15 protein-coding genes and 1 riboswitch are annotated in these 18334 nt (G+C 52.4%); of the genes, 12 read left to right on the forward strand and 3 right to left on the reverse strand.

The features are described from left to right. The first annotated feature begins 171 nt into the window (after window positions 1-171). The 4 genes from AC0LWN_RS19410 (at window position 172) to AC0LWN_RS19425 (ending at window position 5544) form a co-directional block, all read left to right on the forward strand. Window positions 172-2337, forward strand: a complete 2166-nt coding sequence (locus AC0LWN_RS19410; RefSeq protein ID WP_474668158.1) for an S-layer homology domain-containing protein — start codon at window positions 172-174, stop codon at window positions 2335-2337. Between the two features lie 408 nt (window positions 2338-2745). Then, a complete protein-coding gene (locus AC0LWN_RS19415; protein WP_474668160.1) occupies window positions 2746-3861 on the forward strand; it encodes a hypothetical protein in 1116 nt (371 codons plus the stop codon). Next, window positions 3833-4876 carry an acyltransferase family protein gene (locus AC0LWN_RS19420; protein WP_474668162.1) on the forward strand — a complete coding sequence of 348 codons (1044 nt, stop codon included), beginning with the start codon at window positions 3833-3835 and terminating at the stop codon, window positions 4874-4876. Before AC0LWN_RS19415 ends, AC0LWN_RS19420 begins: the two co-directional genes overlap by 29 nt. A 128-nt stretch (window positions 4877-5004) precedes the next feature. Continuing rightward, complete coding sequence (locus tag AC0LWN_RS19425; RefSeq protein ID WP_474668164.1) at window positions 5005-5544, forward strand: CueP family metal-binding protein; 540 nt, start codon at window positions 5005-5007, stop codon at window positions 5542-5544. A 78-nt stretch (window positions 5545-5622) separates the two neighbouring features. Here the strand turns inward: AC0LWN_RS19425 and hpt are convergent, their stop codons facing one another. The 3 genes from hpt to AC0LWN_RS19440 are packed head-to-tail and all read right to left on the reverse strand — an operon-like array spanning window position 5623 to window position 8275. Then, window positions 5623-6153: a hypoxanthine phosphoribosyltransferase gene (hpt, locus tag AC0LWN_RS19430; RefSeq protein WP_474668166.1), complete on the reverse strand. Its 531-nt coding sequence runs from the start codon at window positions 6151-6153 to the stop codon at window positions 5623-5625. A gap of 16 nt (window positions 6154-6169) precedes the next feature. Further along, a complete protein-coding gene (locus AC0LWN_RS19435; protein WP_474668168.1) occupies window positions 6170-7681 on the reverse strand; it encodes an IMP dehydrogenase in 1512 nt (503 codons plus the stop codon). A 33-nt stretch (window positions 7682-7714) separates the two neighbouring features. Then, the gene (locus tag AC0LWN_RS19440; RefSeq protein ID WP_474668170.1) at window positions 7715-8275 is read right to left on the reverse strand and encodes a phosphoribosyltransferase; all 561 of its coding nucleotides are present in this window, start codon (window positions 8273-8275) and stop codon (window positions 7715-7717) included. A 128-nt stretch (window positions 8276-8403) separates the two neighbouring features. Further along, window positions 8404-8506: riboswitch (purine riboswitch) on the reverse strand. Between the two features lie 217 nt (window positions 8507-8723). On the opposite strand from AC0LWN_RS19440, the gene AC0LWN_RS19445 reads away from it, so the two are divergent. The 8 genes from AC0LWN_RS19445 to hemB all read left to right on the forward strand — a co-directional run bounded on the left by AC0LWN_RS19445 (window position 8724) and on the right by hemB (window position 18312). After that, entirely contained in the window at window positions 8724-9575 is an 852-nt protein-coding gene (locus AC0LWN_RS19445) for a protein phosphatase 2C domain-containing protein (protein ID WP_474668172.1), read from the forward strand. A gap of 296 nt (window positions 9576-9871) precedes the next feature. Next, the gene (gene hemA / locus AC0LWN_RS19450) at window positions 9872-11260 is read left to right on the forward strand and encodes a glutamyl-tRNA reductase (protein ID WP_474668174.1); all 1389 of its coding nucleotides are present in this window, start codon (window positions 9872-9874) and stop codon (window positions 11258-11260) included. 5 nt (window positions 11261-11265) lie between these two features. Then, on the forward strand, window positions 11266-12090 hold the full coding sequence (gene ccsA / locus AC0LWN_RS19455) for a cytochrome c biogenesis protein CcsA (protein ID WP_474668250.1): 825 nt from the start codon (window positions 11266-11268) through the stop codon (window positions 12088-12090). 109 nt (window positions 12091-12199) lie between these two features. Next, entirely contained in the window at window positions 12200-12325 is a 126-nt protein-coding gene (locus tag AC0LWN_RS19460) for a hypothetical protein (RefSeq protein ID WP_474668176.1), read from the forward strand. Window positions 12326-12555: 230 nt separating this feature from the next. Continuing rightward, window positions 12556-13203 (forward strand): precorrin-2 dehydrogenase/sirohydrochlorin ferrochelatase family protein, encoded by a 648-nt coding sequence (locus AC0LWN_RS19465; protein WP_474668178.1) that lies wholly within the window; start codon window positions 12556-12558, stop codon window positions 13201-13203. Between the two features lie 1080 nt (window positions 13204-14283). Continuing rightward, window positions 14284-15456 carry a hydroxymethylbilane synthase gene (gene hemC / locus AC0LWN_RS19470; RefSeq protein WP_474668252.1) on the forward strand — a complete coding sequence of 391 codons (1173 nt, stop codon included), beginning with the start codon at window positions 14284-14286 and terminating at the stop codon, window positions 15454-15456. Between the two features lie 5 nt (window positions 15457-15461). After that, the gene (gene cobA / locus AC0LWN_RS19475; protein WP_474668180.1) at window positions 15462-17009 is read left to right on the forward strand and encodes a uroporphyrinogen-III C-methyltransferase; all 1548 of its coding nucleotides are present in this window, start codon (window positions 15462-15464) and stop codon (window positions 17007-17009) included. A 304-nt stretch (window positions 17010-17313) separates the two neighbouring features. Next, entirely contained in the window at window positions 17314-18312 is a 999-nt protein-coding gene (hemB, locus tag AC0LWN_RS19480) for a porphobilinogen synthase (protein WP_474668182.1), read from the forward strand. The last annotated feature ends 22 nt before the right edge of the window (window positions 18313-18334 follow it).

Raw genomic sequence — 18334 nt, forward strand, 5'->3', positions numbered from 1 at the left:
CGGTGTCGTTGATTCTATTCCGGGAACTATTACCTTTTACATAGTTGATGTATAATTATTCCTGAAAGTCTAGCAGGCTGTGCTCCTATACTTGGAAATATCGAGAGTGGCGGCGAGGAATGCTTAATATTTTTCTGGGGGCGATTGATAGTGCAGGGAAGAGGGTTTAAGATGCTGGCAGTGTGGCTGATGCTGCTGAGTTTGCTGTTTGGGGGAGTTGCTAACGCGGCTACAGTGGTGCAGCAGACCTCATCTTATGTATTTGTGGATGTTAAGACAACCTATTGGGCCAATGAAGCCATTCAGAGCATGGCGAATCAGGGCATTATTACTGGTAATCCAGACGGCTCCTTTAAGCCGGAAGCGGCGATTACGCGTGAACAGCTTGCTAAGCTGATTACACTTACTTTTGGACTGGACCTGGTATCGGACGGAACACAGACCTTCTCGGATGTGACTCCTTCCTCCTGGGCTTACAAATATGTGGAGACCGCGAAGGAGTATCTTACGGGGTATTTCCCTGTGAAGGGGAAACCTTTTTTTGATCCGCAGGCGAATGCTACCCGTGAAGATGTTGCGGTAGCGCTGGTGCGCGCGATGGGGCTGGACACTGAAAATGTGGATGCCGACAGTGTGCTGGGCTATAAATTCAGTGATTATGAGGTTGTTACGCCGCAGCTTGCTAATGAAGTGGCTGTAGCGGTGGACAAGAAGCTGATCCAGGGATTTCCGGATGGCACCTTCAGACCGAATAGTGCGATTAATCGTGCTTCTGTCGCTACCCTTTTGTACCGGGTGTTGAAATCGTCGTATACCACAGCGACACAGGATGTGAAGCTGGACGTACAGGTTCCGCAGCAGGTATCTGACAAAACGGTTAAGGTTACGGGCAAAGTGAACGCAGACGCGAAGGTCTATATCAATGATGAAGAAGTAGAGAATACGGACGGAACTTTTGCCGAGGCCTATGATCTGGATGGGGGAGAGAAGGTTTACGAATTTGTGTTCAAGGCCGTTCTGCCGAATGGACGCTCCAAGACGGTCACGAAGCAGGTAACTTATCAGACTTCAGGACCCAAGCTGACGGTGCAGGCTCCGGAAACGGCGAATCAGCTTACGGTTAAGATCACCGGGAAGGTTACGGACAGCGGCGATAACAATCCTGAAGTTACGATCAATGACGAGTCGGCCTATATTTCTTACAATGGGGAGTTCAGCGAAGAACTGACCTTGAAGGAAGGCCTGAACAAAATTGTGGTAACTGCAGTCAATAAATATGATAAGAAGGCGGTAGTAGAGAAGCAGATTATGGTCAGCTTGGGCGGGCCTGTGCTGACGCTGGATCCGATTCCCGACACGAGCAGCAGCAAGACCGTAACGCTTAGCGGGAAAGCTACCGACAAAAACGACAGCTACCCGAAAATCTATATGAATGATGAATTGGTGAGCAGCTTTGGTTCCTTCAATAAAACAGTAATCCTTAAGGAAGGCGATAATGTATTCACCTTCAAGGCAACGAACAGCCTGGGTAAAACCTCGGCCGTGATCACCAAAACGATTAACTTCAGTGTGGGCGGCCCGGTGCTGACGCTGGATCTGATCCCGGAAACGAGCAGCAGCAAGAGCGTGACCCTAAGCGGAACTGCTACCGATAAGAATGATAGCTATCCGAAAATCTATATGAATGATGAATTGGTAAGCAGCTATGGTTCCTTCAATAAAACGGTAACCCTTAAGGAAGGCGCCAATGTGTTCACCTTCAAGGCAACGAATAACCTGGGTAAAAGCTCGGCAGTGATCACCAAGACCATAACCTTCAATGTGGGCGGGCCTGTGCTGACACTGGACCAAGTTCCGGCAACGAGCAGCAGCAAATCCGTAAGCTTAAGCGGAACAGCTACCGATAAGAATGACAGCTATCCGAAAATCTATATGAATGATGAACTGGTGGGCAGCTACGGTTCCTTCAATAAAACGGTAACCCTTAAGGAAGGCGAGAATGTCTTCACTTTCAAGGCAACCAATAATTTGGGCAAAAGCTCAGAGGTCATTACGAAGACGATTACCTTTACAGTGGGCGGACCGGAGCTGACGCTGGACTACATCCCGGAAACTACAACCAGTAAGCAGATCACGCTTAGCGGTAATGCCAAGGATGCAAACGACAGCTATCCTAAGATTTATTTGAACGACGAATCGGTGGGCAGCTTTGGCAGCTTCAGTAAATCGGTCACACTGAAAGAAGGCAGCAATACCTTTGTATTCAAAGTCACCAACAGCTTCGGTAAGGTGACTACGATTGAAAAGACGGTAGTCTACACACCTGCACCTATATAAGTTAAACTAAAGAAAATATAAAAAGGGCAGAAGTGACGGAGGGGAAGTTTGGAACTGGAGGAGCGATAGCGACCGCCTTTGTCTGCGGATTTCCACCGCGAAGAGCGGTATAAATCAAGAAATCTGCAGACAACAGCGGCCGGAAGTCCAAACATTCCCCGCAGTTACGACCAGACCTAATATGAAAATCTATAGTTCAACTAATATAGCAAAGAGTAACACCGCACACATCTGCACAAAATAGAACGCCGAAACGGCGGAACAGAGAAACTCTCTGTTCCGCCGTTTTTTTTGACCCCGCACCTGCCGTTGCCCTAGGAATCTTACACTATTGAGGGATGGAAAGTAGGCGGCAAACCTCTATACTTTAAGAGAATTTTTAAACTTAATGAAAGGAAAGTGAAGAAAATGAAGGAATACGACAATTCACTAGATGCGATCAAAGGCATTAGCTGTATTTTGATGATTATTGCCCATATTCCTATTTATTTTAACGGTAATGAGCGTCTGTTTCAGATTATTGCCAGTCTGGCTCCTGTCCTTTTCTTTGCTGTCTCGGGAGTTACTACCACCTTTCAGGTGCAAAGGAAGAGCTTCAGATCGCTTGCAGCCTTTTATGTGCTCTTCGCTGTCATTGGATTCTCTTATAATCTCATGTGGAGACCGGATGTGCAGGCCTTTTCTGTAATGGACGTTCCCCAGATTATTACGCTTGGTGTTCTCAGTGTTTTTCTGCTTGAAAAATATGTTAAGCCTCCGTTCTACCTGTATCTCCTGCTGGCGCTAGTAGTTTTTGCAGTGCATTATTTCATTGGGAGTGAGCTGCCGGACTTTCCACTGAAATCCATACTGTTTACAGAAACGATTGGGTTTACCTATTTCCCTTGGATGTTTGCTTTTGCAGCAGGGATATTCGCTTACAGATGCAAAAACATCATGAACCTCATTGTCGCTCTGGCGGCTGCGCTGTTCTTGTCCATTACTTTGTCCGGAGGGGTGCATGAAGAGGATTTCATTAAATACAATATGTCGATGAAATATCTGCTGCTGTCCTTGGTAATCTTATTTGGGACCTTTTATGTCTTCAGAAGGAAAACAAGCTATTCCTCATCGAACCTGATTTTATATCTCGGAAAGCACTCGTTTTTATTCCTTTTCACCCATTTGTTCTTTATATTGGCTTTTGACCGGCTTGGGTTCGGTAGTTTATATATTGTGCTCATGTGGTGTCTGGTCTTTGCTTGCACGTATGTATCAATGCGAATTCTGCTGTGGCTTAACCGATACATAGAACGCTACCTGGAACACCCGGTGCCCTGGGTTCTTATAGTAATTGCAACTGTAGCGGTTCCTTTAGTGATCTCCAATCGGGACTTAGTCATTCTTTCGGAAGCTGCAATCGGCATTCTCTTTTCCCTGAATTACAAAAAACTGTCCAGGCTGACAACTCCAAGCCCATCCTCTTACGACAAGCTGGCACATAAGGAGAGTATCCATGAAAAAGCTGAATTACAAGCTGATTAGTACGTATCGTACCGAGCTCATGGGACTAGCCATGCTGTGGGTTGTATTGTATCACTCGACGATTAATCTATCCTCTGTTCCAGTTCTGGGCACATTGAAAGCTTATGGATACGGGGGTGTAGATATCTTTCTGTTACTGTCGGGTTTAGGCTTGTACTATGCGTACCGGAAAAATATTGATAGTCTCACCTTTTACAAGCGGCGGCTGCGGCGGATTCTTCCAACGTATCTTCCGGTGGTGCTTATCTTTTGTCTCCTGTACTGGGGAATAGGGAAAATGTCCTTTACGGATCTCATTTTGAATTTGACTACACTTAGCTTTTGGCTTGGTCTGGAGAGCAGGTTCGATTGGTATGTCCCGGCGCTGCTCATTCTATATTTGCTTACACCTGTGTTCATGAAATTTTTCGGAGCCAAAAATAAGTATATAACCGTTGCTGCTGCGGGCCTCATTGGATTACTGCTTAGCGTGGTTCTTTCGGGAACCCCGTTTTCCTATTTGCTGATTTTTACGATAAGAATACCTATATTTTTTGTTGGGGTGCTTGTTGGTTATTTTATCGAAAAGAAACCGGAGATTTCGCGGCTGAATTTGATTGTGTACTTTGGAATGCTGCTGATAGGTGCGCTGTCTCTCGTAGCGGCCCAAAAATATTTAAGTGAATATATATGGAGCTATGGGCTTTGGTGGTATCCCTTTATTCTGATTACTCTGCCTTTATGTATCTTTGTTGCCGGCCTGTTGCAATGGATCGCAGCGCGTGGGTGGTCTAAATTTAAGTTCATTACTTTCTGTGGCACGCACAGTCTGGAGATCTATCTGATCCATGAGCGGATGCTTATCATTGTGGAGGATATCCGGCAGAGCTTGGACCTTTCTATGAATGATCCTGTGCTGAATCTCATTTGTGTCCTGCTTACCTTGGGATTGGCAGCGGTATTGAAACAAGCAGTTAACGGCGTCAGCGCCCGGATCAAGCCCGGCAGGCATTTGACTGGACAGGAGCAGGCCTGAACTAATGGGGACGGCTTGGCCATCCGTGCCTGGACTGTTTCTTGCTCAATCCATTTGTCACGCTTTCGCCTTGTCCACAAGTGTGACGGCTCAATTATAATGGTGAAAGGAACAGGAGGATGAAGAAGATGTCAAAAAAACTATGGGTAACGGCCGGAGTGGTTGTTATCGCTGTTGCAGGGACATATTTGTTTACGGGAGACACCGGCAAGAAAGGAACAGCTGAATTAGACACGCAAAGCATCAAACAACTGGTATCTGATTTCAGCAGCCGCAGCACCACAGCGGAGTCTGCTTCCATTTCATCAACACAGCTCATTGTGGAGAATTCGGGGAATTCATTGACCTACGACCTGCCCGCAGACGAATTTTTTGTTTCCATTGCTCCATACCTTGATAAGACCCATCCTTGTGCGACCCACAACCTGGTTGGCTGCCAGGGAGAAATGGTAGGGCAAGAGTTCAGCGTAACTATCGAAGACTCGGAAGGCAATTCGGTATTGGACAAAAAGACTATGAAATCCCAGCCTAACGGGTTCATTGATTTATGGCTCCCGCGTGATAAAACATACCACGTGACTATCGAGCAGGACGGGAAAAAGGCGGAATCCGAGCTTTCCACGTTTGAGAAGAATGATACTTGTGTTACGACGATGCAGTTGGGATGATAGGTTTAGGGGAAACACAGAAATAACAAAACCAGGCCGATAGGATGGAGACGGCCCGGTTTTGTTGCGTTTCCCTCATTATTCCCCTGTCTCTACAATCCACACCTCCGGCAGGTTGCGGAACTGCTCGGCATAGTCCAGGCCGTAGCCAACGACGAACTCGTCGGGGATTTCGATGCCGCAGTAGTCGATGGGGACATCGACGAGGCGGCGCGAAGGCTTGCTCAGGATGGTGCAGATGCGGACGCTGGCGGCCTCGCGCATGAGGAACAGCTCACGTAGATGCTGCAGGGTCAGGCCGGTGTCGATCAGGTCCTCGACGAGCAGGACATGCTTGCCGCGGATGTCGGTGTCGATGTCTTTTTTGATCGTGATGACTCCTGATGAGGTAGCGCTGGCCCCGTAGCTGGACACCGCCATATAATCAATCCCGATGGGAAGGGTGATTTCGCGCATCAGGTCGGCCATGAACACGGCTCCGCCTTTGAGGATGCCGATAAGCACCAATTCCTGCCCCTCATAGTCCTGCGATATAGTTGCGCCAAGCTCCTTGACTTTATCCTGCAGCTCGGCTCTGCTTACCAGAATTTCCTTGATTCCTTTCATCATGTCGACTCCTTATGGATCAGGATGATCTATCCTTTTCCTTCAGCATAACATCATGGGCGCCGCCTTCAAAGATCGTTGTCGAGGAGACAACGGTGATTCTGGCCTGCTGCTGCAGTTGCGGGATCGTAAGTGCGCCGCAGTTGCACATGGTTGATTTGATTTTGTTGATGCTGAGGTCCAGGTTGTCTTTGAGCCGCCCTGCATAAGGAATGAAGGAATCGACGCCTTCCTCGAATTCCAGCTTGCTCTCTTTGTCGGCATTGCCGAAGTCGTACCGCTGCCAGTTGCGGGCCCGGCTGGAGCCTTCGCCCCAATATTCTTTGACGAAATTCCCCCCTACCAGCAGCTTGCGGCCCGGGCTTTCGTCGAATCTGGCAAAATAGCGGCCCAGCATCACAAAGTCGGCTCCCATCGCCAAGGCGAGGACGATATGGTAGTCGTGCACAATCCCGCCGTCGGAGCAGATGGGGACGTAAATGCCGGTCTGCTCGTAATATTCCTGCCGTGCTGCAGCCACTTCGATGACGGAGGAGGCCTGGCCGCGTCCGATACCCTTTTGCTCACGGGTGATGCAGATGGAGCCGCCGCCGATGCCGACCTTGATGAAATCCGCTCCCGCATTAACCAGATAGAGGAAGCCCTCCTTGTCCACGACATTGCCCGCGCCAACCTTCACCTTCTCGCCAAAAGTCTCCTTAATATAGTGGATGGTCTCCGCCTGCCATTCGGAATATCCGTCCGAGGAGTCGATACAGAGCACATCTGCGCCAGCCTCAACAAGCGCCGGAACACGCTCCTTGTAATCTCTGGAGTTGATGCCTGCGCCGACGATGAGCTGCTTGTTGCTGTCATGCAGCTCCAGCGGGTATTCCTGATGGCTGTCATAATCCTTGCGGAAGACAAGATACACCAGATGGCCGCTGCTGCTGACGATTGGCAGACAGTTGAGCTTGTGATCCCAGATCATATCGTTGGCTTCGGTTAAGGTAACGCCTTCCTGGGCGTAGATCAGTGAGGAGAGGGGAGTCATGAACTCGGTAATCGCGCAATCCGGGGAAAGACGGTTTTCGCGGTAATCGCGGCTCGTAACGATGCCCATCAGCTTGCCTGTAGGCCCGCCGTTGTCCGTGATGGCGATGGTGGAGTGCCCGCTGCGCTCCTTCAGGTCGAGCACGTCTTTCAGCGTATCCTCAGGGCGCAGATTGGAGTCGCTGAGTACGAAGCCGGCTTTGAACTTCTTGACTCTGCGGACCATCTCAACCTGCTGTTCGACGGATTGCGAGCCATAGATGAAGGAAATCCCGCCGCTTTTGGCCAAGGCAATCGCCATGTTGTGGTCGGATACGGCCTGCATCACGGCAGAGGTGACGGGGAGGTTCATGGTAAGTGCAGGTGTCTCGCCCTTGCGGAATTTGGTAACGGGGGTTCTGAGATCTACATTCCCCGGGATGCACTCTTTGGTTGTCAGATTCGGAACCAGCAGGAATTCGCTGAACGTTCTGGACGGCTGATCATAATAGTAGGCCATTTGGTTGTCACTCCCCTGTTAGTTTTGTATGTTCTATACTTTGGATAAGAATCGTACCGGCACGCCAATGTCCGTCTCCAGCTTTTTGTAATGCTCGCCTTTAGCCAGGATGGCCTGCACGCCAACAAGCTCAATGCCCATGTCAGCCATTTGCTGTGCGATGCAGCGGATGGTGGCGCCAGAGCTGATCACATCATCCAGAAGGAGCACCCGGTCTCCGGCAGTAAATCCGTCAAAATAAATATAGTTCTCATTATACGCCGTTTCGCGTTTGATGCTGATTTCGTAGTTATCATATAATTCGGTGCTGAGACGCAGAATGTTCATCGGCTTCATCAGCTTGTAGGCAGCCAGCATGCCCCACGTATGACCGCCCGGCTCGGGCGAGACGATATAATCGAAGGCAGGAAACTGCGCGGTGATGTTCTCCGCAAGGCTGTCTGTAATTTCACTGATCAGCTCGGGGCTGATATACGTGCCGCGTTCGCCGAAGGGATATAGCTTGAAATCATAGGCTGTATCCTTATTTTTATAAATTCTCACATTCTTGGCCTTGCTGATGGATTCGCTTAACCGGGCATAGGATGCGCTCATGGTCTTCACTCCTTAAAGTTTTTATTTTTTATATATAAAAAACCCAGGCACAAGAGGCACGATGAAGACAAAGGACATCACGCGGGAAGCGCAAAAAAGCTATGCGGGTTCGCGCTATGAATATCCTTAAGCCTTGCGGTGCCTCCTGTAGCCTGGGGCAATTTACGGTTGCCTGTAGAAACGCTCAAACCAAATTAATGAGCTTATACAAGAGGTATGAGATTAGATGCTGTTTACATGTTAAAATGACCTTGGGACCTGCTATTTCACACCGAAATGGATACGGTCCTCTGCAAATGACGTTACAGCCGTTACTATTCGAATTGTATGTCAGGAATGGTGACTTCGATCATTTGTTATATGCTATCATTCGCAATATTGTGTGTCAATCCTTGATTTTTGTGTTAGATTTAATGACAACAACCGCAGATTGGGGAGGACAAAAGAGATGCCGGATATTTCGCAATGGAGAATGGATGCTTATTCGCTTAAAGGGCATGGGGAATGGAATGAGGATTCGCTGGTTATTAATGAGGCAGCGTCTGTGTATGGCGTTGTGGACGGAGCAACCTCGCTTTCGGCTTACCGGAATCAGAACGGGTGGACAGGGGGCTATATTGCCTCGCAGACGGCCGCCGCACATTTTATGAATATGGATCAGCAGCAGACGCTGGAGCAGACCGCAGCCGAGGCGAACCGGGCATTGCAGGAGAAAATGGCAGCAGAGGGTGTGGACATCAGCGATTCCTCCAGTCTGTGGTCCGCGGCTTTTGTAGCGGTTCGGGTCCATGAATACAGTGTAGATTATGTACAGGCAGGGGATTGCATGCTGCTCGCGAGGTACAAGGATGGGACGGTCAGAGTGCTTACACATTCCCAGCTCGCACATATAGATCAGAAGACGCTTGGCGCAATGGCGGAGCTGCGTGCCGAAGGGGTGAGCGATCCGATTGAATTGCGTAAAAGGCTCACGCCGCTCCTGCTTGACAACCGTACCAAAGCCAACACGCTCGCAGGCTACGGGGTGCTGAACGGCAGTCCTGATTTCCCGCTGTTCCTGGAGAAAGGAACGTTCAACCGGGCGAATCTGGAAAGCCTGTACATGGTGAGCGACGGCCTGTACACCGAAGGAACGGACTGGAATGAGCTGGTGGACGGTCTGGACCGCCTGGGGGCAGAGGGCTACGCCCGGGCTTTATATAATAAGGAACAAGAGGATCAGCTGCTGGTGGAGATGCCGCGGCTGAAGGTCTCTGACGACAAGACGTGTGTGGTGCTTCATTTGGATAAGAATGAGTGAACGCGAGCATGTATAGTAATAAAATTCCGTAGAATAACCGATGCTAATCATGGTGCTATCTTGCTGGAGAAACGGACGCCGACTCATTCAGAGGACGACAGAGCCGTTTCTTCTTGTTTATAATAATTATTATCTGGATTTCATAAATAGTTCAAAGGTTTTGTAAAAAGCCGCAATTTGATGTGATATACTTAACACAGCGATTGAGGAACTTGTGAAAGTGACATGAATAAACGAACGAATGAGCGGCAACAGTGCCTGCACCAATGAATAGAGATTAGGATGGTGAACACACGATGCATATTGTCGTCGTTGGCCTGAATTACCGTACAGCGCCTATAGAGGTCAGGGAACAGTTCGCTTTTGCGGAACAGGATCTGCCTGCAGCGCTCCATCTATTGATGGAGACCAAAAGCGTTCTGGAAGGGGTCATTGTCGCCACCTGCAACCGGACGGAAATTTATGTAGTTGTGGACCGTCTTCATATGTGCGGTTATTTCATCCGCAGCTATATGGAGCAATGGTTCGGTGTGAAAAGCGATGTATTTACACAGCATATGTATATATATGAAGATGAGCAGGCGATTGCCCACCTGTTCCGCGTGACCTGCGGCCTGGATTCGATGGTGATCGGCGAGACTCAGATTCTGGGACAGGTGCGTAATGCTTTTTTGACTGCCCAAGCTGAAGGCGTAACGGGAACCTGGTTCAACCGGCTGTTCAAGCAGGCAGTAACGCTAGGCAAACGTGCGCACAGCGAGACTTCGATTGGCGAGAGCGCGGTTTCGGTCAGCTATGCGGCTGTGGAGCTGGGGAAACGGATATTTGGCATGTTCACCGGTAAAAAAGTGCTGATCCTCGGCGCCGGCAAAATGAGCGAGCTGACGGTGAAGCATCTGTATAGCAGCGGAGCGGCAGAGGTTATTGTTGCCAACCGCACGCTGGAGCGGGCTGTCCAGCTCGCTGAGAAATTCTCGGGCAAGCCAAGCACGATTGAAGAAGCGCTGAAGCATCTGGATGAGGTTGATATTGTGATCAGCTCAACGGGAGCAGAGGGTTATGTGCTGACGGCGGATCAGGTGTCCGAAGGCATGAAGCGCCGTCCTTCGCGGCCGCTGTTCATGATTGACATCGCCGTTCCGCGCGACATTGATCCGGCGGCGGCAAATGTTCCAGATGTCTTCCTGTACGATATTGACGATCTGGAAGGCATTGTGGAGACCAATCTGGAAATGCGCCGTACTGAAGCGGCCAAGATTGAAATAATGATCGAAGAGGAGCTAGAGGAGTTCCAGGTGTGGCTGAAGACGCTTGGCGTCAGACCGGTGATCCGCGCCCTTCAGGATAAATCGAACGGAATTTATGAAGATACGATGGACAGCCTCTTCAATAAGCTGCCGGAGCTGGACGAGCACCAGCGCAAGGTGATCCGCCGGCTTACGAAGAGCATTGTGAATCAGATGATGCATGATCCGATCAATGTGATCAAAGAGCTGTCCGGCGGCAAGAAGGGCAATGAAGCGCTGGAGTACTTCACGCAAATATTTGCGCTTCAGGAGCAGCTTGGCGAACCGGACGGTGACAGTCCTGCGCAGCCGCAGCGGAAGGAAGCTGAACGCTCCTCCGCCAGCGAGTTCACGCTGCCAAAGACAGTGCTCGCTCCGGCAGGCCTGCTGGGCGGGTGAACAAGATGCAACTGCTGAACGGAATATATGACGCCGCTCTGCTGCTATATGCCCTGAGCCTGCTGTTTGTTTTCTCGGATTGCCTTCGGCGTAATCCGGGTGGAAAGCGGCTGGGCACAGGGCTTCTTGTTGTTGTGGGGATTTTGCAGGCCGCAGGTCTGGCGATCCGGTTCACCCAGGAGAAGGGCTTGCCGATTTTTACGCCTTACGACTTCCTCTTCTGGTTTTCTTTCATTATTGTGCTGACTTCGCTTGCGGTGGCGTACACGCGCGGCGGCGAATTTACAATTCTGCTGCTTAGCATGGCGGGCTTCAGTGTTTTTCTGCTGAACCGGGTCTGGCTGACCGCTGTGGATCATACACTTCAGAGCTGGAGTGCGGTGCACGGCTGGCTGGCGCTGCATATTATTTTGGCCAATTTGAGCTTTGGCGCACTGACACTGGGGACGGTATTTGCCATAATGTATCTATTCCTGCATACGCGGCTGAAGCATAAAAAATGGGATGACCGCATCCGCCGCCTGCCCAGCCTGGAGACGATGGACAAATATTCGCATACAGCCATTCTGGCTGGTGTCCCGCTGCTGCTGGCCTCGCTTGTGCTGGCCGGCATGTCAATTGTCGCCGAGGGGCGGACTCCGCTGTTCAAGGATTCGAAGGTGCTGACGACGCTTATTGGGCTTGCCGTGTACATCACCTATCTCTTCCTCAAGCGCTCCGCCCGCCGCAGCGGGACCTCCATGGCCCGCTGGGCCATTGCCGGCTACGGATTTATTATCCTGAACTTCCTGCTGAATTCCTGGTCCGAGTTTCATGGCTGGGGCGGGTGAAGGGGGAGACGAGTAAGGTATAAGAAAGAGTGATACTTGAAAGGGTTCACTTCGGGCCTTAGAGTAGTAAAATTGAGATTAGAATGACGACAGGTGCAAAGAGCTTGAGATGACTTACTTCCGGCTGGGGTGGGTGCAGAGCGCTTGGGATGACGGTGATTCCGGTTGGAGCGGGTGCAGAGCGCTTGGGATGACGGTGATTCCGGCTGGAGCGAGAGTAGAGCGCTTGGGATGACGGTGATTCCGGCTGGAGCGAGTGCAGAGCGCTTGGGATGACGGTGATTCCGGCTGGAGCGAGTGCAGAGAGCTTGGGATGACGGTGATTCCGGTTGGAGCGGGTGCAGAGAGACTGAGTTGACGGTGCTTTCGGTTAGAGCAAGTGCAGGGAGCTTGAGTTGAAGCTGTCGGATTACGCAGTCCAGACCGGTGGAGGCGTTACTATAGCTGGAGTGGGAGTGGGGCTTCATGGTGAAGTATTTCCCCGTCATGCTGGATCTGAAAGACCAGCGTGTGGTGGTCATCGGCGGCGGCGCGGTGGCGGAGCGCAAGGTAGGCGCGCTTGTGGAGGCCGGAGCGGCAGTGGTTCTGGTCAGCCCTACGCTGACCGGGACGTTAGCCGCACTGGCTGAGGCGGGGCGGCTGAGCTGGATCAGCCGCCGCTATGCCCCCGGAGATGTGACGGGGGCGTTCCTGGTATACGCCGCCACGGATGAGGCGGCGGTTAATGAAGCGGTGGCCCGGGAAGCGCGAAGCCTGGGCCTTCCGGTGAATGTAGCCAGCCGGGCAGAGGCTGGCAGCTTCATTACCCCCGGCGTGCTCCGCCGGGGGCGGCTGACGGTCGCCGTGTCGACCTCCGGCGCGGGACCGTCAGCCGCTGCGAAGATTACTGAGCAGCTGGCCGAGGTGTTCGGCGAAGAATATGAGCCGTATTTGGATTTTTTGCATGATCTGCGTACCGAGATCAAGCACAGGGAGCAGTCCCCAGAGGTGCGCGGACGGCTTCTGCGCAGGCTCGGAAATCTCGACGTGTTGAATGAGATGAGACAGGGCACCTTTATAGAGTGGAGCGCGGAGAAGATCGCCGACTGGATTGCCAACAACCGGGAGGGTTAGTGCAGAATCAGTTCTAAATCTGTGGCTTAGGACGCAGCCTTTGGGGTTCGCGGAGAGTGGGATTCGTCGTATCCTTCCTCCTGATTCTAAACGGACCGTAAAGCCGTTATTTTCCCGAAAGTGATACATTTAGCCGAGCTAACGGACAGTATGGCGCTTATCGCCTCTACGGCAGGTATATTTGAGGTGAATGTCCGCGCATAAAGGCTCTGGAGTCCGTACACTTGAGGAAAATTGACTTCCAGTAGAAATAAGAGCTGTTCGGTCCGTTATAAATGGGCAGACTCTTCCGATCAGGAGATGATTCTGTTCGTGGGGGCTGATACGTCTGCAGCGTGATCTCCACGCCCTAATCCGTTCGGCGGAGTATCGTTTGAACTCCAATATTTAGAGTCTGATGATCTACTGGAGTACTGTCTTACTGACAACTTGGCCGAAACATCGGAGGGTCGGAGGCAGCGGACAACCGGGGGTGTAAGTGGAAAGCTTCTAACCGGGGAGTTAGGAGGAAAGCCAACGGTCAGATTGTGTGAAATAACGGCAGAAATGCCGTTAAATGAGCCGAAACCGGCCAACGCGTACGGAATAACGGCAGAAATGCCGTTAATTGAGCCGAAACCGGCCAGCGTATTCGAAATAACGGTAGAAATGCCGTTAAATGAGCCGAAACCGGCCAGCGTATTCGAAATAACGGCAGAAATGCCGTTAAATGAGCCGGAATCGGCCAGCGCGTGCGGAATAACGGCAGAAATGCCGTTAAATGAGCCGAAACCGGCCAGCGTATTCGAAATAACGGCAGAAATGCCGTTAAATGAGCCAGAACCGGCCGGCGCGTGCATAATAACGGCAGAAATGCCGTTAAATGAGCCGGAATCGGCTGACGAGTGCGGAATAACGGCAGAAATGCCGTTAAATGAGCCGGAATTGGCCAGCGCGTGCGGAATAACGGCAGAAATGCCGTTAATTGTGCCGGAAGCGGCCAACGTGTGCGGAATAACGGCAGAAATGCCGTTAATTGTGCCGGAAGCGGCCAGCGCATGCGGAATAATGGCGGAGGCAGGTTACCAGGAGGGGTGGAGTATGCGGAAGATTATTGTAGGCAGCAGACAAAGTGCGCTGGCGCTCACGCAGACGGGGCAGGTGATTGCGGATCTGGAGCGGCTGAGCGGGGAGCATGGCTTTGGGTTTACCTTTGAGGTGCATAAAATCGTCACCAAAGGGGACCGCATTCTCGACGTTACTTTGTCCAAGGTAGGCGGCAAGGGGCTGTTTGTGAAGGAAATCGAGCAGGCGTTGCTCGCTAAAGAGATTGACATGGCTGTACATAGCATGAAGGATATGCCTTCTGAATTGCCCGAAGGCTTAATGAACGGCGCGGTGCCGCGGCGTGTTGATCCGCGCGACTGCCTGATCTCGAACGGCGGCCTGGCGCTGGCTGATTTGCCTCAGGGCGCACGCGTGGGCACAAGCAGCTTGCGCCGCTCCAGCCAGCTTGCCGCATTGCGGCCCGATCTGAAGATTGAGCCGGTGCGCGGTAATATCGACTCGCGGCTGCGGAAGCTGGAGAGCGGTGAATATGACGCAATCCTGCTGGCTGCGGCGGGTCTGACGCGGATGGGCTGGCAGGAACGGATAACGGCTTTTTTGCCGCCGGAGGTCTGTCTGCCCGCTGTGGGTCAGGGCGCACTCGGAATCGAGTGCCGGACGGAGGACGCCGGGCTGCGGGAGCTGCTGGCGTTGTACAATGATGAGCAGACGGCGCTGACGGTGGCGGCGGAGCGGACTTTTCTCGGGGCGCTGAATGGCGGCTGCCAGGTGCCGATTGGTGCTTACGCGGTGCTGGGAGCAGAGGCTGGAGCATCTACGGGTTCAGAGATGGCGGGTAGAAATGCTGAACCCGGTGCCCAGGCAGAGTCTGGTGAGACTGCTGGAATATCATCTGCTTTTGCAGAGTCTGGTGCAACTGCCAGAGTAGCATCTGCAGAGACTGGCACAACTGCGCGAGAAGCTGCTATTTTGGTGGAGAAGAACGATGCTGGCAGCATGATCGCTCAGGGTGAGTCCAGCGCAGTCTCAGCATCACATGCATCCGCTCCGCTGATCACCTTGACAGGAATGGTGGGAACGCCGGACGGATCATTGATTTTGAAGGAGACCTGCACTGGAGAAGATCCCGTGCAGCTTGGTGAAGAGGTTGCGAGAAAGCTAATCGTCAGGGGAGCGGAACAGATTTTGGCGGACACAAGGGGATGATGGAAATGGCAGGGAAGGTCTATTTGGTTGGTGCGGGTCCGGGGGATGCGAAGCTGATTACGATCAAAGGCCGGGAGTGCATTCAGAAGGCGGATGTGCTGGTGTACGACAGGCTGGCTAGTCCGAGACTGCTTCAATGGATGAAGCCCGGCGGGCAAAAAATATACGTAGGCAAGCTGCCTGACCGCCACACGATGAAGCAGGAGGATATTAATCAGCTGCTTGTCGATTTGGCGCTTGAGGGCAAGACGGTGGTGCGGCTGAAGGGCGGGGACCCGACGATTTTTGGCCGTGTGGGTGAAGAGGCGGAGCTGCTTCGCAGGCATGGCATTTACTATGAGATTGTGCCGGGGATTACCTCGGCGATCAGTGTCCCGGCGTATGCCGGTATTCCGGTAACCCACCGGGACCTGGCCTCCTCCCTGTCCATTATTACGGGGCATGAGAGCCCGGATAAGCTGGATCATTCCATTCATTGGGATAAGGTGACGAATGCTACGGGAACGCTGGTTTTCCTCATGGGTGTTGCCAAAATCGGGTATATCAGCGCCCAACTGATCAAGCACGGGCGGCCGCCGGAGACGCCGGTGGCGCTGGTGCGCTGGGGCACGCGGGCGGATCAGGAGACGCTGACGGGCACGCTCGCCGACATCGAGGCGAAGGTGAAGGCAGCGGATTTTCAGCCGCCGGCGGTCATTGTCGTCGGCGAGGTGGTGCTGCAGCGCGAGCAGCTCATGTGGGTAGAGGCGCTGCCGTTGTTCGGCAAGCGTATTGTGGTTACACGCGCCCGCAGCCAGTCCAGCGAGCTGGTGGACCGGATTGAGGAGCTCGGGGGCGAGCCCTACGAGTTCCCTGTAATTGAGACGATCCTGCCCGAAGGCGAGGAGAAGAAAGCAAGCATTGCCGCCGCGCTGGCGGCGCTGGAAGAATACGATTACGTATTCTTCACTAGCGCGAACGGCGTGGAGTTTTTTTGGCGCCACCTGGCGGAGCTGAAGGTGGACGTCCGGGGGCTGCATCGCGCGGCTATCGGCGCGGTGGGTCCGGCCACAGCCGCTGCGCTGGCGCAGCGCGGGCTGATGGCCGAAGAGCTGCCTGGACGCTTCCAGGCAGAGGGGCTGCTCGAAGCCTTCGGCTCAAGGCTGCAGCCGGGGCAGAAGGTGCTGCTTCCGCGCGGTGATCTGGCGCGGGAGTGGCTGCCGGACAAGCTGCGTGAGCTTGGCCTGCAGGTGACCGAAGTGGACACCTACGAGACAGTGGTGACCGGGGAGGATGATCTTGAGCTGCTTAAGCTGCTGGAAGAGAAGCGTATTCATGCGATTACCTTCACCAGCTCTTCAACCGTGCGCAATTTCATCAGCATCCTGAAGCGGATGGGGCTTGAAGACCCGCTTCCGCTGCTTGCGGACATCAAGATAGCCTGCATTGGACCTGTAACTGAGAGAACTGCCGTTGAGGCCGGGCTTACGCCGGGATTGCTCCCTGAGGAAGCGACGATGGAAGCTTTGGTGCAGGAGCTCTGCCGCTGGAATGAGACAACCAGGTTAAGATAGATTAGGGATGATAATCTGCATGAAGTGGAGAAAGGAAACCTAATTTATGAATTTTACCGACTTATTGGTGAATAGATGGAAAAAGTAGACTTAATTCTCTCTATTTTCAACCATTCAGTGAGTTTGATAGGAAATAAGTGGATTTTTTCCAATTGACCATCCTTGGGGGAGGTCACTCTGCGGAAGGGAGTGGAGAAATTCCACTTCAGTTACCTGGCAAACAGGCAATCGCTTACGAAATCATGATTCCTGGCAATTTTGGATGCAGGGGTTTAGATATCTACATATACAGGAGGATGAAAAAATGGGTTTTCCAATCACACGTCACCGCCGTTTGCGCGGGACAGCTGGAATCCGCGGGATGGTGCGGGAGACGGTACTGAATACGCTGGATTTCATCCAGCCGATTTTTGTGACACATGGAACGGGTATCAAAAATGAGATCGGCTCGATGCCGGGCGTGTACCATTTTTCGCTGGATACGCTGAAGGAAGAGGTTGACGAGATTGCAGGGCTGGGCATCCCGGCTGTGCTGTTGTTCGGGATTCCCGAAACGAAGGATGCTGTGGGCTCTTCTGCGTTTGCGGAGGATGGCATCGTTCAAGAGGCTACACGGTTGATTAAGCAATGGTACCCAGAGCTGCTGGTGGTGGCGGATACCTGTCTGTGCGAATTCACGGACCACGGGCATTGCGGCATGGTTCATACCCATACGGTGAACGGTGTGGTTCACGGCGATGTGATTAACGATGCGTCGCTGGAGCTGCTGACCCGTACGGCGGTATCCCAGGCTCAGGCGGGTGCGGATATTATCGCCCCTTCCAATATGATGGACGGCTTCGTGCAGGCGATTCGTGCCGGACTCGACGAGAACGGGTTCGAGCATGTACCGATTATGTCTTATTCAGTAAAATATGCTTCAGCCTTCTACGGTCCTTTCCGTGAAGCCGCCGATTCCGCACCGCAGTTCGGCAACCGCAAAACCTACCAGATGGACCCGGCCAATCTGCGTGAGGCGATCCGCGAAGCGGATTCCGATGTGCTGGAAGGCGCAGATATGCTGATGGTAAAACCTGCTCTGGCTTATCTGGATGTGATCCGTACCATCCGTGACCAATTTGATCTGCCGCTGGTCGCTTATAATGTGAGCGGAGAATACTCTATGGTCAAAGCGGCTGCACTGCAGGGCTGGATTGATGAGCAGGCTGTGGTACTGGAAATGCTGACCGGGATGAAACGCGCCGGAGCGGATATTATTATTACTTACTTCGCAAAAGATGCGGCCCGCTGGCTGCGCGGCTAGTTGCATCGGCGATTAGCCAACA

Source organism: Paenibacillus sp. sgz302115 (genome assembly GCF_056120445.1).

What these genes read in the sequence shown, in the direction of transcription:
- AC0LWN_RS19410 (WP_474668158.1), top strand. Translation starts at nt 172, where the DNA reads ATGCTGGCAGTGTGGCTGATGCTGCTGAGTTTGCTGTTTGGGGGAGTT.
- AC0LWN_RS19415 (WP_474668160.1), top strand. Translation starts at nt 2,746, where the DNA reads ATGAAGGAATACGACAATTCACTAGATGCGATCAAAGGCATTAGCTGT.
- AC0LWN_RS19420 (WP_474668162.1), top strand. Translation starts at nt 3,833, where the DNA reads ATGAAAAAGCTGAATTACAAGCTGATTAGTACGTATCGTACCGAGCTC.
- AC0LWN_RS19425 (WP_474668164.1), top strand. Translation starts at nt 5,005, where the DNA reads ATGTCAAAAAAACTATGGGTAACGGCCGGAGTGGTTGTTATCGCTGTT.
- hpt (WP_474668166.1), bottom strand. Translation starts at nt 6,153, where the DNA reads ATGATGAAAGGAATCAAGGAAATTCTGGTAAGCAGAGCCGAGCTGCAG.
- AC0LWN_RS19435 (WP_474668168.1), bottom strand. Translation starts at nt 7,681, where the DNA reads ATGGCCTACTATTATGATCAGCCGTCCAGAACGTTCAGCGAATTCCTG.
- AC0LWN_RS19440 (WP_474668170.1), bottom strand. Translation starts at nt 8,275, where the DNA reads ATGAGCGCATCCTATGCCCGGTTAAGCGAATCCATCAGCAAGGCCAAG.
- AC0LWN_RS19445 (WP_474668172.1), top strand. Translation starts at nt 8,724, where the DNA reads ATGCCGGATATTTCGCAATGGAGAATGGATGCTTATTCGCTTAAAGGG.
- hemA (WP_474668174.1), top strand. Translation starts at nt 9,872, where the DNA reads ATGCATATTGTCGTCGTTGGCCTGAATTACCGTACAGCGCCTATAGAG.
- ccsA (WP_474668250.1), top strand. Translation starts at nt 11,266, where the DNA reads ATGCAACTGCTGAACGGAATATATGACGCCGCTCTGCTGCTATATGCC.
- AC0LWN_RS19460 (WP_474668176.1), top strand. Translation starts at nt 12,200, where the DNA reads ATGACTTACTTCCGGCTGGGGTGGGTGCAGAGCGCTTGGGATGACGGT.
- AC0LWN_RS19465 (WP_474668178.1), top strand. Translation starts at nt 12,556, where the DNA reads ATGGTGAAGTATTTCCCCGTCATGCTGGATCTGAAAGACCAGCGTGTG.
- hemC (WP_474668252.1), top strand. Translation starts at nt 14,284, where the DNA reads ATGCGGAAGATTATTGTAGGCAGCAGACAAAGTGCGCTGGCGCTCACG.
- cobA (WP_474668180.1), top strand. Translation starts at nt 15,462, where the DNA reads ATGGCAGGGAAGGTCTATTTGGTTGGTGCGGGTCCGGGGGATGCGAAG.
- hemB (WP_474668182.1), top strand. Translation starts at nt 17,314, where the DNA reads ATGGGTTTTCCAATCACACGTCACCGCCGTTTGCGCGGGACAGCTGGA.